Raw genomic sequence first — 14,811 nt, forward strand, 5'->3', positions numbered from 1 at the left:
GATTTGCGTCAACAAGTTTTTTCCCGAAAAAGTGCCGGGAAGCGCCGTTTGTCTGGGTTGTGAACATTATGGCGATAAAATCGGCAATTCAGGCAGTTGGCGGGGGGGAAAGGCAACAAAAAGGCGGGCCAAAAGGCCCGCCTTGGGGAAAACGCCGCGCGATTATTTATAGGCGGCCTGGTGCACGCCGACGGCGCGGCCGGAAGGATCGTCCATCTTCTTGAACGATTCGTCCCATTCGATGGCCTTGGCGGACGAGCAGGCGACGGACGGGCCGCCCGGCACGCATTCGGCGGCGCTCGGCAGCGGGAACAGCTCTTCGAAGATCTCGCGGTACAGGTAGCCTTCTTTCGAGGTCGGCGTGTTGTACGGGAAGCGGAAACGCGCGGTTTCGAGCTGTTGATCGCTGATTTGCTGCGCAGCGACCTCTTTTAGCGTGTCGATCCAGCTGTAGCCGACGCCGTCGGAGAACTGCTCTTTTTGGCGCCAGGCCACGCTGGCCGGCAAATAGGACTCGAAACATTCGCGGACGATGTGTTTTTCCATTTTGCCGTTGCCGCACATTTTATCTTTCGGGTTGATGCGCATCGCCACGTCGAGGAATTTCTTGTCCAGGAACGGCACGCGGGCCTCAACGCCCCAGGCGGACATCGCCTTGTTGGCGCGCGCGCAGTCGAACATATGCAGCGCCAGCAGCTTGCGCACGGTCTCTTCGTGGAATTCGCGGGCGTCCGGCGCCTTATGGAAGTAAAGGTAGCCGCCGAACACTTCGTCCGCGCCTTCGCCGGAGAGCACCATCTTGATGCCCATCGCCTTGATTTTGCGCGACATCAGGTACATTGGCGTCGAGGCGCGAATGGTGGTGACGTCATAGGTTTCGATGTGGTAAATCACGTCGCGGATGGCGTCCAGGCCTTCCTGCACGGTGAAGTGGATCTCATGGTGCACGGTGCCCAGATGGTTGGCGACCTCCTGCGCGGCACGCAGATCCGGCGAGCCTTCCAGGCCGACGGCGAAGGAGTGCAGCTGCGGCCACCAGGCTTCGCTGCGTTCCTGATCTTCCACGCGGCGCGCGGCGTACTTCTTGGTGATCGCCGAGATGACCGAGGAATCCAGCCCGCCCGACAGCAGCACGCCGTAAGGCACGTCGGACATCAGGTGGCTTTTCACCGACTCTTCCAGCGCGGTGCGCAAGGCGGCGGCGTCGGTCACGTTGTCTTTGACGCTGTCGTAATCGAACCAGTCGCGTCGATAGTATTCGCGGATCTCACCGTCCTGGCTCCACAGGTAGCTGCCGGCCGGGAATTCCTTGATGGTGCGGCACACCGGCACCAGCGCTTTCATTTCCGAGGCGACGTACAGGTTGCCGTGCTCGTCGTGGCCCATGTACAGCGGGATGATGCCCAGGTGATCGCGGCCGATCAGGTAAGCGTCTTTTTCGGTGTCATACAGGGCGAAGGCGAACATGCCTTGCAGATCGTCGAGGAAATCCGGGCCTTTCTCCTGGTACAGCGCCAGGATCACTTCACAGTCGGACCCGGTCTGGAACGCGTAGCGGTCGCTCAGCTGTTGGCGCAGCGCCTGGTGGTTGTAAATTTCGCCGTTGACCGCCAGAACGTGGGTGTGCGCGGCGTTGTACAGCGGTTGAGCGCCGTTGTTGACGTCGACGATCGACAGGCGTTCGTGGGCCAAAATGGCTTTGTCGCTGGCATAAACGCCGGACCAATCCGGGCCGCGGTGGCGCATCAGGCGCGACAGCTCCAGCGCTTTCTTACGCAGTTCAACGGGATCGGACTTCAGATCGAGCACACCGAAAATAGAACACATACAACTCTCCTAACGGGCTTTCATGACTGTGATGTTGTTTTTTACTGTTATGGGCAGCATTGCCGATTCATCAGCGATAACGCGGTTTTGCTGCGCTGTGGTTATGAAAATGCGCCTAAAGCTGCAGGTGATGCAAGCGTTTTAGCCATAGGCTGAGAAATAGTTGTTTGCGTGGCTGCGATTTTTAACGGATTTTCAGTTATTGGCGGGAAAATTTAACGATGATGCAATTTTTAGCGTGATGACGGGATTGCCGGCCGGTTTGGCCGGCAATCGATTAGCGATTAGGCGATGAGCTGCCACAGGGTGAAGGCGGCGTCCGGCGTCCAGCCGGCGTTGGAGGTGTGCGCCTGGATACAGGTGTATTTTTTGCCTTTATAACTCACCACGTCGCCGGCTTTGTAGCTGTGGTTGTTTTGCCACTCGGGCGCCCCCGGATCGGGTGGCGTGCCGTCGTTGGCGGTTTTAACCGCCAGCGCGCTGCTCGGCAGCGAGGTATTGCCCTGGCTGTCGGTGGCGGTAACGAAGTAGCTGTACTGGGTGGCCGGGGTCAGGCCGCTGTCGGCCAGCGACAGGCCGGCGGTCTGGCCGATCGGGGTGCCGTTGCGGTAGACGGTGTAACTGGCGATCGGTAAGGCGCCGGTGGCGGCGGCCCAGCTCAGCTTCAGCGAGGTGGCGCCCAGCTCGGCGACCGTCAGCGCAGTCGGTGCATTAGGTTTTCCCGGCGGTGGGGTAACGCCGCCCTGAATCAGCGGCGCGTAGCGGGTTTTGAATTCCCAGTTGTAGGCCACGCCGGCTTTGCTCTTACCGTTGTCCCAGTTGATTGACCAGGTCATCAGGCCCTTGATCGATAGGTTCTTGGCGTCGAGACGCGAGAAAGCGTTATATACCGCCTGTTTATCGATCACGTAGCCGGTGGCGGCGGCGTCGTTGTTGCTCGGCAGGCCGATGACGAATTTCGCCGCCGGGATCTTCGCATAGCCGCGGGTGCCGGTGACCAGGCTTTCCGTCAGGTAGTAGAGGAAGTCTTCCTTCTTGGTGTCGTCGTTTTGGGTCAGCCAGGTTTTAATTTCTTCAACCCAAAGGCCATCGCCACCCTGGTTGTAATATTGTGGTGCGATAAAGTCGTAGTAGCCTTCGAGGGCGTTGATATAATCCAGGTAGGTGCCATTCTCACGTAAATATGGGAATTCCGGCGCCATGCTGATAATAAAGTTTTTCCCCTGCGCGGCGTAATAGTCTTTTACTTTTTTCAATGCCGCAGGCAAGACGGTTTTATTATTGGCGGCGCCGATTGCCGCCTGTTCCAAATCGATATCCAGGCCGTCGAAGCCATAGACTTCCACCAGGCGAATAATCTCGTCTTTCAGCTTATCTTCGTCGCCGGTTTTCAGCTCGATATGCGCGTCTGCGCCGCCGAGGGAGATCAGCACCGCGCGGCCCTGGCTGTTCAGCACGCCTACCTGGCGGCGGAACTCGGCGTCGGACAGGTTGTACGGTTTGAAGGTTGGGATGCCCTGGCCTTTCATAAAGGCGACGGCCACCACGTTGTATTCGGCGGGAATATCGGTCAGGTTCATATTGGCGAACTGGCCTTGCCGATAGCCGTCACTGGCACCGGCGGCCCAGTTGTGCCAAAAACCCATCAGGATTTTTTTATTGGCGATAGTCGGCATAATGGCTGCGTCATCGGCGGCGGCATTAATCATGTTATTTGTGCTCATGGTAGCCTCATTAATTAGGGGTAAAGGTTTTTCGCTGGCCGGCAATATCAGCTATTGGCGGGGCGTAAGGTTATAATGAGGATTTTTAGCGCAGGCAGGCTGAAACCTTTTGCGGCCATGAACGAATTAAATTCAAACTGCGGTCAGGAAGAGAGAAATAATGGCGGCCGGGCAGCCGCCATAATGCATCAGAAGATGGTGATATCGGCAACGGAAGGGTAGACGTAGCTCGGGCGGAACGGCATGGTTTCGATGTCGCTCAGCGTGGAGACGCCGGACAGCACCAGCACGGTTTCCAGACCGGCCTGGAAGCCCGCCAGAATGTCGGTGCGCAGGTTGTCGCCGACGATCACCGTCTCTTCCGAGTGCGCCTGCATTTTGTTCAATGCGGCGCGAATGATCCACGGGCTGGGCTTGCCGACGTAAAACGGCTTGCGGCCGGTGATCTTCTCGATGGGGGCGCACAGCGCGCCGCAGGCCGGCGAGAAGCCGTGGCCGTGGCTATCCGGGTTGGTGGCGATAAAGCGTGCGCCGTTACTGACGAAGTAGGCGGCCTTGTGCATCATGTCCCAGTTGTAAGAGCGGGTTTCACCGACGATCACGAAATCCGGGTTGATGTCGGTGATGGTGAAACCGGCTTTGTACAGCTCATGGATCAGAGCGCCTTCGCCGACCACGTAGGCTTTTTTGCCTTCCTGGCGGCGCAGGAAATCGGCGGTGGCCATCGCCGAGGTATAGAACGCGCTCTCCGGCACTTCCAGCCCGGCGGCGGCGAAGCGGTTCGCCAGATCCTGCGCGGTCTGTGACGGGTAGTTGGTCAGCACCACCAGCGGCATGCCTTGTTCCTGGATGCGCGCCAGGAACAGATCGGCGCCGGGCACCGGCGTATTGTCATGCAGCAGCACGCCGTCGATATCGCATATAACGTTTTTGATTTTCATTTGTCGCTGTTTCTCATGATTACGGCAGGCAAGGGGTGACGATAACACACCTGCCAGAAGCGGCGGATCAGCTTTCCAGCAATCGCTGCAAGAGCACGCCGTTGAGCATCGCGCGTTTGGCCAGGGCGAAAGCGCCGATCGCCGAGCGATGATTGAGTTCGGAGGTCACCACCGGCAGATTTTTGCGGAAGTCCTTCAGCACCTGGGTATTGATGCAGCTCTGGATCGCCGGCAGCAGCACCTTGTCCGCTTCGGTGATCTCACCGGCGATCACCACCTTCTGCGGATTGAACAGGTTGATGGCGATGGCCACCGCCTTGCCCAGATAGCGGCCGACGTGTTCGATCACTTCGCTGGCCAGCAGATCGCCGCGGTTGGCGGCCTTGCAGATGGCGTTGATGCCGCAGTCTTCCAGCGTCAGTTTGCTCGGGTAGCCCTGGCTCAGCAGCTGGCGCACGCGCTGTTCGATCGCCGCGTTGGCGGCTACGGTTTCCAGGCAGCCGAAGTTGCCGCAGTGGCAGCGTTCACCCAGCGGATCGATTTGGATATGGCCGATTTCGCCGACGTTGCCGTTATTGCCGAGAAAAATCTGCCCGTTGACGATGATGCCGGCGCCGGTGCCGCGGTGCAGGCGCACCAGAATCGAGTCTTCGCAGTCGCGGGTAGCGCCGAAGTAGTGCTCCGCCAGCGCCAGGCTGCGGATGTCGTGGCCGACGAAGCTGGTGACGTTGAAGCGCTGCTGCAGGTTGTCGACCAGCGCCCAGTTGCTGACGCTGATGTGCGGCATGTAGCGCACCACGCCCAGCGCCGGATCCACCAGGCCGGGCAGGATCACCGCGATGGCGATCAGCTCGCGCAGGCGGCGCTGGTTTGCTTCGATGAATTGGGCGATGGCGGCGAACAGTGCATTTTCCAGCGTTTCCTGGGTGCGTTCCGGCAGCGGATAGTGTTCTTCGCTGAGCGATTTACCGCTCATGTCATACAGGGTGATGGTGGCGTCGTGGCGGCCGAGACGCACCGCGACGGTATGGAAATGACGGGTTTCCGACACGATGGAGATCGCGCGGCGGCCGCCGGTGGAGGCTTGCTGATCGACTTCTTTGATCAGCCCGCGCTCCAGCAGCTGGCGAGTAATTTTGGTGACGCTGGCGGGGGCAAGCTGGCTGAGTTCGGCAATTTGAATGCGCGAGATCGGGCCCTGCTGGTCGATCAGGCGGTAAACTGCCGCGCCGTTAAGCTGTTTGACTAAGTCAACGTTCCCTATTTGTGCTTGTCCGCCAGTGCTCATCAATAATGTTACTCGCTGTTCATTGAATTAAACCTCGTTACCGTTAACGAGCGTTTTGGTGATCTTGAAATCACGGGTGAAGGCGGTCAGGTTAGCCACCTTGCCGGCTTCGATGGTGCCCAGACGCTGCTCGACGCCGATGGCGCGCGCCGGATACAGCGTCGCCATACGCAGCGCTTCGTCCAGCGCGATGCCGATATGCTCGACGCTGTTTTGCACCGCTTCGATCATGGTCAGTGCGGAACCGCTCAGGGTACCGTTCTCATCCACGCACAGCCCATCCCGATAGTATATTGTTTTACCGGCGAAAATAAATTGGTCAATATCTGCACCTGCCGGTGCGGTCGCGTCGGTGACCAATACCAATTTATCACCTTTCAGGCGTTTGGCGTTACGGATACTCGCCCAGGCCACGTGATGGCCGTCGGCGATGATGCCGGTATAGACCTCCGGCGTATCGAAGATCGCCCCCATCAGCCCCGGTTCGCGGCCGGTGATATACGGCATGGCGTTGTACAGGTGGGTGGCGAAGCTGATGCCGGCGGCGAAGCCGGTGCGCGCCTGATCGTAGGTGGCGTTCGAGTGGCCGGCGGAGACCACGATGCCGGCCTTGGTCAGCTGCTCGATAACGTGCGGCTCAACCATTTCCGGCGCCAGCGTCACCTTGGTGATCACGTCGGCGTTGGCGCACAGGTAATCGATCATGTCCTGAGTTGGCTTGCGAATGAACGCCGGGTTATGGGTGCCTTTTTTCACCGGGCTGAGGTACGGCCCTTCCAGGTGCAGGCCCAGCGCCTGGTTTTGGTGCTTTTTCAGATAAGCGCGCATCACGTCGACGCTGTGCTTCATGAATTCGTCGCTGCTGGTGATCAGCGTCGGCAGATAGCTGGTGCAGCCGGATTTCTCGTTGGCGCGCTGCATGATCTCCAGCGTTTCTTCCGAAATCGCTTCCAGCGAATCGTTGAACTGGACGCCGCCGCAGCCGTTCAGCTGCACGTCGATAAGCCCGGGGGCCAGGATGGCGCCACCCAGGTCGCGCGTTTCGATGCCGGCGGGCAATTCAGCCGCCGGGCAGACTCTCTCGATCAGCCCATCAGCGATAATGACTGCATGGTCATCAAGTACGTCGTGGCCGGTATAGATTCGGCCGTGGGTTAAAGCGAACATCGTAGCCCCCTGCAAAGATTAAAGACTTTTCACGCTTTCCGCTTCTAACTCGCGGAAATATTTGACGGTTTTGACTTTCAGCTCCATGGTAGCCGGCTCGTCGCACACCACGACCGCTTTGGCGTGCAGCTGCAGGCAGCTGATGGTCCACATGTGGTTAATGTTGCCTTCCACCGCGGCTTCCAGCGCCTGCGCCTTGGCGTGGCCGGTCACCAGGATCATCACTTCTTCCGCGTCCAGCAGCGTGCCCACGCCAACGGTCAACGCATATTTCGGCACCAGGCTGACGTCGCCGCCGAAGAAGCGCGAGTTGGCGATGCGGGTGTCTTCGGTCAGCGTTTTGATGCGGGTGCGTGAAGCCAGGGACGAAGCCGGCTCGTTGAACGCGATATGGCCGTCGATGCCCACGCCGCCCATGAACAGGTTAATTTTGCCGTAAGACTTGATCTTCTCTTCGTACTGGCGGCACTCGGCGTCGACATCCGCGGCGTTGCCGTTCAGCAGGTTGATATTTTCACGAGGGATATCAACGTGGTCAAAGAAGTTGCGGTACATGAAGGTGTGGTAGCTTTCCGGGTGTTCCTGCGGCAGGCCAACGTACTCGTCCATGTTGAAAGTCACAACATGCTTAAAGCTTACTTCACCTGCTTTGTGCATCGCAATCAGATGTTTGTAGGCTTCCAGCGGCGTGCCGCCGGTGGGCAGGCCGAGGACAAACGGGCGCTCTGCGGTTGGCTTGAATGCGTTGATGCGTTGAACGATATGACGCGCGGCCCATTTGCCGACTTGTGCGGTATCTTTCAGTGGGATAAGTCTCATCTAACACCTCTTGGGATAAGTAAACTAAAGCTATACTGTACGGGCCTGCGGGAGTCCTAAGCGTAACCCAGCTTTATGATTCTCGCGTGAATCGTCCGTCCGGTTGATTTTTTGAATGATAAAATAAGTTTTGTGTGATGGCCAGCAATCTGGGAGGTAAAGACTACTTTTTGGTGATATTTATCACAAAAAGGGAGGTTTTAATTTGCGATACAAAATAAATTTTTTACACTCGGCATGAGTGATACGTGCCAAGCATTGTTTCTAAAAAGGTAGTGAGAGATCCAAATAAACTACTAATAGGGTCCGTCCGCGGACAACATAGGGGGAAAAGGTGAACATTCTTAGTTATTTGCAAAAGGTGGGACGGGCGCTGATGGTGCCGGTCGCCACGCTGCCTGCCGCCGCCATCTTGATGGGCGTCGGGTACTGGATTGACCCTGTTGGTTGGGGCGGCGACAACGCGCTTGCCGCATTATTTATCAAATCCGGTTCAGCCATTATCGATCATATGGCCGTGCTGTTCGCCATCGGTGTGGCCTACGGCATGTCCAAAGACAAGGACGGCTCTGCCGCACTGACCGGCTTCGTCGGTTTCCTGGTGCTGACCACCCTCTGTTCACCGGCCGCCGTGTCGATGATTCAGAAGATCCCCCTCGACCAGGTGCCTGCCGCGTTCGGCAAAATTGAAAACCAGTTCGTCGGTATTCTGGTGGGTATCATCTCCGCCGAAGTGTACAACCGCTTCAGCGGCGTCGAGCTGCCTAAGGCGCTGTCGTTCTTCAGCGGTCGCCGTCTGGTGCCGATCCTCATTTCCTTCCTGATGATCCTGGTCGCTTACATCCTGATGTATGTCTGGCCAGTGGTGTTCGGCGCTCTGGTGAGCTTCGGCGAACACATCCAGAAATTGGGCTCCGTCGGCGCGGGCATCTATGCCTTCTTCAACCGTCTGCTGATCCCGGTCGGCCTGCACCACGCGCTGAACTCGGTGTTCTGGTTCGACGTGGCCGGCATCAACGATATCCCTAACTTCCTTGGCGGCCAGCAGTCGATCGAAGCCGGTAAAGCGGTCGTCGGCATCACCGGCCGTTATCAGGCGGGCTTCTTCCCGATCATGATGTTTGGTCTGCCGGGCGCAGCGCTGGCTATCTATCACTGCGCGCGCCCTGAGAATAAGGCGAAAGTGCTGGGGATCATGATGGCGGGGGCATTCGCTGCCTTCTTTACCGGCATCACCGAACCGCTGGAATTCTCCTTCATGTTTGTGGCGCCGGTGCTGTATGTGCTTCACGCGATCTTGACCGGGATTTCCGTCTTCATCGCCGCCAGCATGCACTGGATTGCCGGTTTCGGCTTCAGCGCCGGTTTGGTGGATATGGTGCTGTCGTCGCGCAACCCGTTGGCGACCCACTGGTACATGCTGATCCCGCAAGGTCTGGTGTTCTTCGTTATCTACTATGTGGTGTTCCGCTTCACCATCAATAAGTTCAACCTGATGACCCCAGGCCGCGAGCTGGCGGTTGCCGGTGACGAAACCGACGGTTATGACGTCAACGTCAACAGCAACGCCGGTAAAGACGAGAACGAAACTACCACGCTGGCCCGTCGCTACGTCGGCGCGATCGGCGGTTCCGACAACCTGACCGGCATCGATGCCTGCATCACTCGCCTGCGTTTGAACGTGAAAGACTCCGCGCTGGTGAACGACGCATTGGCGAAACGCCTCGGCGCATCCGGCGTTATCCGTCTGAACAAGCAGAGCGTGCAAGTGATCGTCGGCACCCGTGCTGAACTTATCGCCAGCGCAATGCGCAACGTGATTGCAGCCGGCCCGGTAGCGGCAGCGGCGGCCCCGGCGGCGGCTCCTGCTGCGGAAGCCAAACCGCAGGCGGTACCGAACGCACCGAAAGTCGCGTTTGAAACGCTGGTGGCGCCGGTGACCGGTGAAGTCGTGGCGCTCGATCAGGTGCCGGACGAAGCTTTCGCCAGCAAGGCGGTAGGTGACGGCCTGGCGATTCGCCCGACCGACAACATCGTCGTGGCGCCGGCGGACGGCACCGTGGTGAAAATCTTCAATACCAACCACGCGTTCTGCCTGGAAACCGACAAGGGCGCCGAGATCGTGGTGCACATGGGGATCGACACCGTCGCGCTGGAAGGCCAGGGCTTCAAACGCCTGGTGGAAGAGGGCGCGGAAGTGAAAGCCGGTCAACCGATTCTGGAACTGGATCTGGATTATCTGAACGCCAACGCGCGTTCGATGATAAGCCCGGTGGTGGTCAGCAACTCTGACGACTACGCCGGCCTGGCGGCGCTGGCCAGCGGCTCTGTCGTCGCCGGTCAGACCAAGCTGTACGAGATCCAAAAGTAAGACCGTTTTTACCTGAGTAGTACCGGGGGCCGGCCACGCATCATGGCGGAGTTTACCCCGACTTGGCGGGAAGAGAGCGATCTCTTCCCGCTTTTTTTATTCCGTTTCGCCCCACGGCGGTGCGCTGCGCGCCGACGGTGCAACGCGCCGCATTTTTCGTGAAACAAACGGTTGTTTCCAGACGTGGCTTGTTGGATCATAGGCGGTTATGTGTAGCGCTTTGCATTGAGGAACAGTGAAATGAGTGAGGCTGAAGCCCGCCCAACCAATTTTATCCGTCAGATCGTCGATGAAGATCTGGCGTCGGGGAAACACACGTCGGTACATACCCGCTTCCCGCCGGAGCCTAACGGCTATCTGCATATCGGCCACGCCAAGTCCATCTGCCTGAACTTCGGCATCGCCAAGGACTATCAGGGCCAGTGCAACCTGCGTTTCGATGACACCAACCCGGTGAAAGAAGACATCGAGTTCGTGGAGTCAATCAAGCACGACGTGGAGTGGCTGGGCTTTGAGTGGAGCGGCAACGTTCGTTACTCCTCAGACTATTTCGATCAGCTGCACCAGTATGCGGTTGAGCTGATCACCAAGGGCCTGGCCTACGTCGATGAGCTGTCGCCGGAGCAGATCCGTGAATATCGCGGCACCCTGACCGCGCCGGGCAAAGACAGCCCGTACCGCGGCCGCAGCGTGGAAGAGAACCTGGCGCTGTTCGAGAAGATGCGCAACGGCGAGTTCGCCGAAGGCGCCGCCTGCCTGCGCGCCAAGATCGATATGGCTTCGCCGTTTATCGTGATGCGCGATCCGGTGCTGTACCGCATCAAGTTCGCCGAACACCACCAGACCGGCAATAAATGGTGCATCTATCCGATGTACGATTTCACCCACTGCATTTCCGATGCGCTGGAAGGGATCACCCATTCGCTGTGCACCCTGGAATTCCAGGATAACCGCCGTCTGTATGACTGGGTGCTGGATAACATCACCATTCCTTGCCACCCGCGTCAGTACGAGTTTTCGCGTCTCAACCTCGAATACGCCATCATGTCGAAGCGCAAGCTGCACCAGCTGGTGGCCGAGAAGATCGTCGAGGGCTGGGACGATCCGCGTATGCCAACCGTCTCCGGTCTGCGCCGCCGCGGTTATACCGCCGCCTCTATCCGCGAGTTCTGCCTGCGCATCGGCGTGACCAAGCAAGACAACAACGTCGAGATGGTGGCGCTGGAATCCTGCATCCGCGACGATCTGAACGAGAACGCGCCGCGCGCCATGGCGGTGCTGGATCCGGTGAAAATCGTCATCGAGAACATGGGCGATGCGGTGGAAATGGTCACCATGCCTAACCACCCGAACAAACCGGAAATGGGCAGCCGCGATGTGCCGTTCAGCCGCGAGATCTATATCGATCGCGCCGACTTCCGCGAAGAAGCCAACAAGCAGTACAAGCGTCTGGTGCTGGGCAAGGAAGTGCGTCTGCGCAATGCGTACGTGATCAAGGCCGAGCGCGTCGAGAAGGACGAAGCGGGCGAGATCACCACCATCTTCTGCAGCTACGATGCGGAAACGCTGAGCAAAGATCCTGCCGACGGCCGCAAGGTGAAGGGCGTGATCCACTGGGTGTCAGCGGCGCACGCGCTGCCGGCGGAAATTCGCCTGTACGATCGCCTGTTCAGCGTGCCTAATCCGGGCGCGGCGGAGGACTTCCTCTCCACCATCAACCCGGAATCGCTGGTCATCAAGCACGGCTTCGTCGAGCCGAGCCTGGCGGCTGCACAGCCGGAGAAAGCCTATCAGTTCGAGCGAGAAGGTTACTTCTGCGCCGACAACCGTCACTCGTCGGCCGAGCATCTGGTGTTTAACCGCACCGTCGGCCTGCGTGACACCTGGGCGAAAATCGAAGGCTAATCTTATTCGCCTCGAAAATTAATGAATCAGCGCGGCTTTAAGCCGCGCTTTTTTATGCCTGCGCTCAGCTCGCGATCTATTCCTCTCTCATTTTATCCGGGGTGCGTTTAATTAATGGCGACGCATTAACCCATTAGTTCTCTTATATTGGTCCTATTAGTCTTCATTTTTTCTTATATATTCGTGATGCGAATTAATTTCATTTGGAGAGCGCTCTCAATTTTTATCGTCTGACTGACGAATTTAGCCAGGCTGAAACCATTAATCGTCTCTGGTTGACCTTGTATCTCAATTTATTCTGATTTAATTGAATTTTTTATTCGACACCCTCTATGATCACCAGCGTAACAAATTCTCACTGATATGTGCTCCTTGTCATACTTTGACAAATCTCCCTCATTTTTCATTTGATAATTCGCGTCGCGAAAAATAGTCTGTCTGTAGCAATTAGTGCTGTGGGAATAACATCTCGTCGGCAATATTTTTTACCCGTTCGGGTTTTTTATTGGCAGTCGTGCAGGGCAGTGGTGAACACAGGCGGCTGCAACTTTTAAGTTAAGTCAAAGAGGAATTTCAATATGGGTACGCACGGTGCTCAGCGTAAAACGCTGGCGCTCGCAGTCGCGGGCGCGCTGTTGGGAACAGGGTTTGCCATGGCGCCTGAGGCGAAAGCCGCAGGGTTTATCGATGATTCCACGCTGACCGGCGGCATTTATTACTGGCAACGTGAGCGCGACCGTAAAGATCTCAATCCGGACAGCAAGGATTACAACCAATACACCACCAACCTGTCGCACTCCACCGCCAACCTGAGCCTGGATTTCGCTTCGGGCTACGCCTGGGACATGTTTGGTCTGGACGTCGGTGCCTTTACCGCCATCGAGCTGGCGGAATCCAGCGCCAGCGGCCACCCGAACGAGATCGCGTTCTCCTCGAAAAACCGTACCTACGACGAAGACTATTCCGGTGACAAAGGCGGCGTCAGCCTGTACAAAGCCGCCGCCAAATTCAAATACGGCCCGGTTTGGGCGCGCGCCGGCTATATTCAGCCGAGCGGCCAAACCCTGCTGGCGCCGCACTGGAGCTTTATGCCGGGCACCTATCAGGGGGCCGAAGCCGGCGCCAAGTTCGACTACGGCGACGCCGGTGCGTTGAGCTTCTCCTACATGTGGACCGACAAATACAAGGCGCCGTGGCATATCGAGATGGACGACTTCCGCCAGAACGATAAGAAAACGCGCGTCTCCTACCTGCACTCGCTGGGCGCCAAGTACGATTTCAAAAACGATCTGGTGCTGGAAGCCGCCTTCGGCCAGGCGCAGGGTTATGTGAATCAATACTTCACCAAGGCGTCTTACAAATTCGATGTGCTCGGCAACCCGCTGACCACCAGTTACCAGTTCTACGGTGCGGAAGACCGCATCAGTAACAAGAACGATCCGAACAGCATCTACGACGGCCTGGCCTGGCTGCAGGCGCTGACCTTCGGTTACACCACCGGGCAGTTCAACTGGCGTCTGGAAGGCACCATGGTCAAGGCGGAAGGCAACCAGGGCTTCTTCCTGCAGCGCATGACCCCGACCTACGCCTCATCCAACGGTCGTCTGGACGTGTGGTGGGATAACCGCTCCGACTTTAACGCCAACGGCGAGAAAGCGGTGTACGCCGGCGTGATGTATGACCTCAGCAACTGGAATCTGCCGGGCATGGCGGTTGGCGGCTCCTACGTTTACGCCTGGGATGCCAAGCCGAGCACCAACCCGATCTACGATCAGAGCCAGCGCCTGAAGGAGAGCGCCTGGAGCCTGGACGCGATGTACACCATCCAGGAAGGGCGCGCCAAGGGCACCCTGATCAAGCTGCACTACACCCAGTATGACAACCACACCAACATCCCGAGCTGGGGCGGCGGTTACGGCAACATCTTCCAGGACGAGAAAGACGTCAAGTTCATGGTCATCGCGCCATTCACCATCTTCTGATGCGTTCCCCGGCCTCGCCGCCGGGGGCAGTTAAGGGAATTCAACGATGAAAAAAATCATGCTGATGTTGGCGGCCGCCGCGGCCTTGAGCGCCTGTGCGCAACCCGCCGCACCGCCGGAAGACGCCAAATTGAAGCAGGCTTACAGCGCCTGCATCAACACCGCCGAAGGTTCGCCGGAGCGTCTGCAACCCTGTAAGGCGGTGCTGAACGTGCTGAAACAAGAGAAGCAGCACCAGCAGTTCGCCGCGCAGGAAACGGTGCGGGTGATGGATTATCAGAACTGCATTATGGCGGTGCACAGCGGTAACGGTCAGGCTTACGACGCCAAGTGCGGCAAGCTGTGGCAAGAAATTCGCGATAACAATAATTAAGAAGGACAAGAACATGAACGCATTCAAACTGAGCGCATTAGCCGCGTTGACGGCAACGATGGGATTTCTGGGCGGCATGGGAAACGCCATGGCCGATCAACAGCTGGTGGATCAGCTGAGCCAGCTGAAGCTGAACGTAAAAATGCTGGATAACCGCGCCGGCGAAAACGGCGTGGATTGCGCGGCGCTGGGCGCCGACTGGGCCTCATGCAACCGGGTGTTGTTCACCCTCAGCAACGACGGCCAGGCGATCGACGGTAAAGACTGGGTCATCTATTTCCACAGCCCGCGCCAGACCCTGCGGGTAGACAACGACCAGTTCAAGATTGCTCACCTCACCGGCGATCTGTACAAGCTGGAGCCGACCGCCAAATTCAGCGGCTTCCCGGCCGGTAAGGCGGTGGAAATCCCGGT

Annotated in this window: 11 protein-coding genes; 5 read left to right on the forward strand and 6 right to left on the reverse strand. The window is 58.0% G+C overall.

All coding sequences use genetic code 11. The annotated features are described in order from the left end of the window. Positions 1-162 precede the first annotated feature (162 nt). The 6 genes from asnB to nagB form a co-directional block, all read right to left on the reverse strand. Positions 163-1,827: an asparagine synthase B gene (gene asnB, locus EKL15_RS08800; RefSeq protein ID WP_004939961.1), complete on the reverse strand. Its 1,665-nt coding sequence runs from the start codon at positions 1,825-1,827 to the stop codon at positions 163-165. 284 nt (positions 1,828-2,111) lie between these two features. Beyond that, positions 2,112-3,551: a glycosyl hydrolase family 18 protein gene (locus tag EKL15_RS08805; RefSeq protein ID WP_087763323.1), complete on the reverse strand. Its 1,440-nt coding sequence runs from the start codon at positions 3,549-3,551 to the stop codon at positions 2,112-2,114. Between the two features lie 188 nt (positions 3,552-3,739). Continuing rightward, on the reverse strand, positions 3,740-4,492 hold the full coding sequence (locus EKL15_RS08810) for an HAD-IIA family hydrolase (RefSeq protein WP_004939957.1): 753 nt from the start codon (positions 4,490-4,492) through the stop codon (positions 3,740-3,742). A 67-nt stretch (positions 4,493-4,559) separates the two neighbouring features. Next, positions 4,560-5,780: an N-acetylglucosamine repressor gene (locus EKL15_RS08815; RefSeq protein ID WP_004939956.1), complete on the reverse strand. Its 1,221-nt coding sequence runs from the start codon at positions 5,778-5,780 to the stop codon at positions 4,560-4,562. A 27-nt stretch (positions 5,781-5,807) separates the two neighbouring features. Beyond that, positions 5,808-6,947, reverse strand: a complete 1,140-nt coding sequence (gene nagA, locus EKL15_RS08820; protein ID WP_060440516.1) for an N-acetylglucosamine-6-phosphate deacetylase — start codon at positions 6,945-6,947, stop codon at positions 5,808-5,810. Positions 6,948-6,965: 18 nt separating this feature from the next. Continuing rightward, complete coding sequence (nagB, locus tag EKL15_RS08825) at positions 6,966-7,766, reverse strand: glucosamine-6-phosphate deaminase (RefSeq protein ID WP_004939952.1); 801 nt, start codon at positions 7,764-7,766, stop codon at positions 6,966-6,968. 334 nt (positions 7,767-8,100) lie between these two features. Between nagB and nagE the strand changes: the two genes are divergently transcribed. The 5 genes from nagE to EKL15_RS08850 all read left to right on the forward strand — a co-directional run. Continuing rightward, positions 8,101-10,137: an N-acetylglucosamine-specific PTS transporter subunit IIBC gene (gene nagE / locus EKL15_RS08830; protein ID WP_060423598.1), complete on the forward strand. Its 2,037-nt coding sequence runs from the start codon at positions 8,101-8,103 to the stop codon at positions 10,135-10,137. 240 nt (positions 10,138-10,377) lie between these two features. Next, positions 10,378-12,042: a glutamine--tRNA ligase gene (gene glnS / locus EKL15_RS08835; RefSeq protein WP_060440515.1), complete on the forward strand. Its 1,665-nt coding sequence runs from the start codon at positions 10,378-10,380 to the stop codon at positions 12,040-12,042. A 578-nt stretch (positions 12,043-12,620) separates the two neighbouring features. After that, positions 12,621-14,024 carry an OprD family outer membrane porin gene (locus tag EKL15_RS08840; RefSeq protein ID WP_019454060.1) on the forward strand — a complete coding sequence of 468 codons (1,404 nt, stop codon included), beginning with the start codon at positions 12,621-12,623 and terminating at the stop codon, positions 14,022-14,024. A gap of 46 nt (positions 14,025-14,070) precedes the next feature. Next, a complete protein-coding gene (gene chiQ / locus EKL15_RS08845) occupies positions 14,071-14,397 on the forward strand; it encodes a ChiQ/YbfN family lipoprotein (protein WP_004939944.1) in 327 nt (108 codons plus the stop codon). A 13-nt stretch (positions 14,398-14,410) separates the two neighbouring features. Next, positions 14,411-14,811 (forward strand): carbohydate-binding domain-containing protein (locus EKL15_RS08850; RefSeq protein WP_203089262.1); only part of this gene is annotated, 401 nt, incomplete at its 3' end.

Source organism: Serratia sp. 4542, assembly GCF_016805595.1.
In the GTDB taxonomy this organism is placed as follows: Bacteria; Pseudomonadota; Gammaproteobacteria; order Enterobacterales; family Enterobacteriaceae; genus Serratia; species Serratia nevei.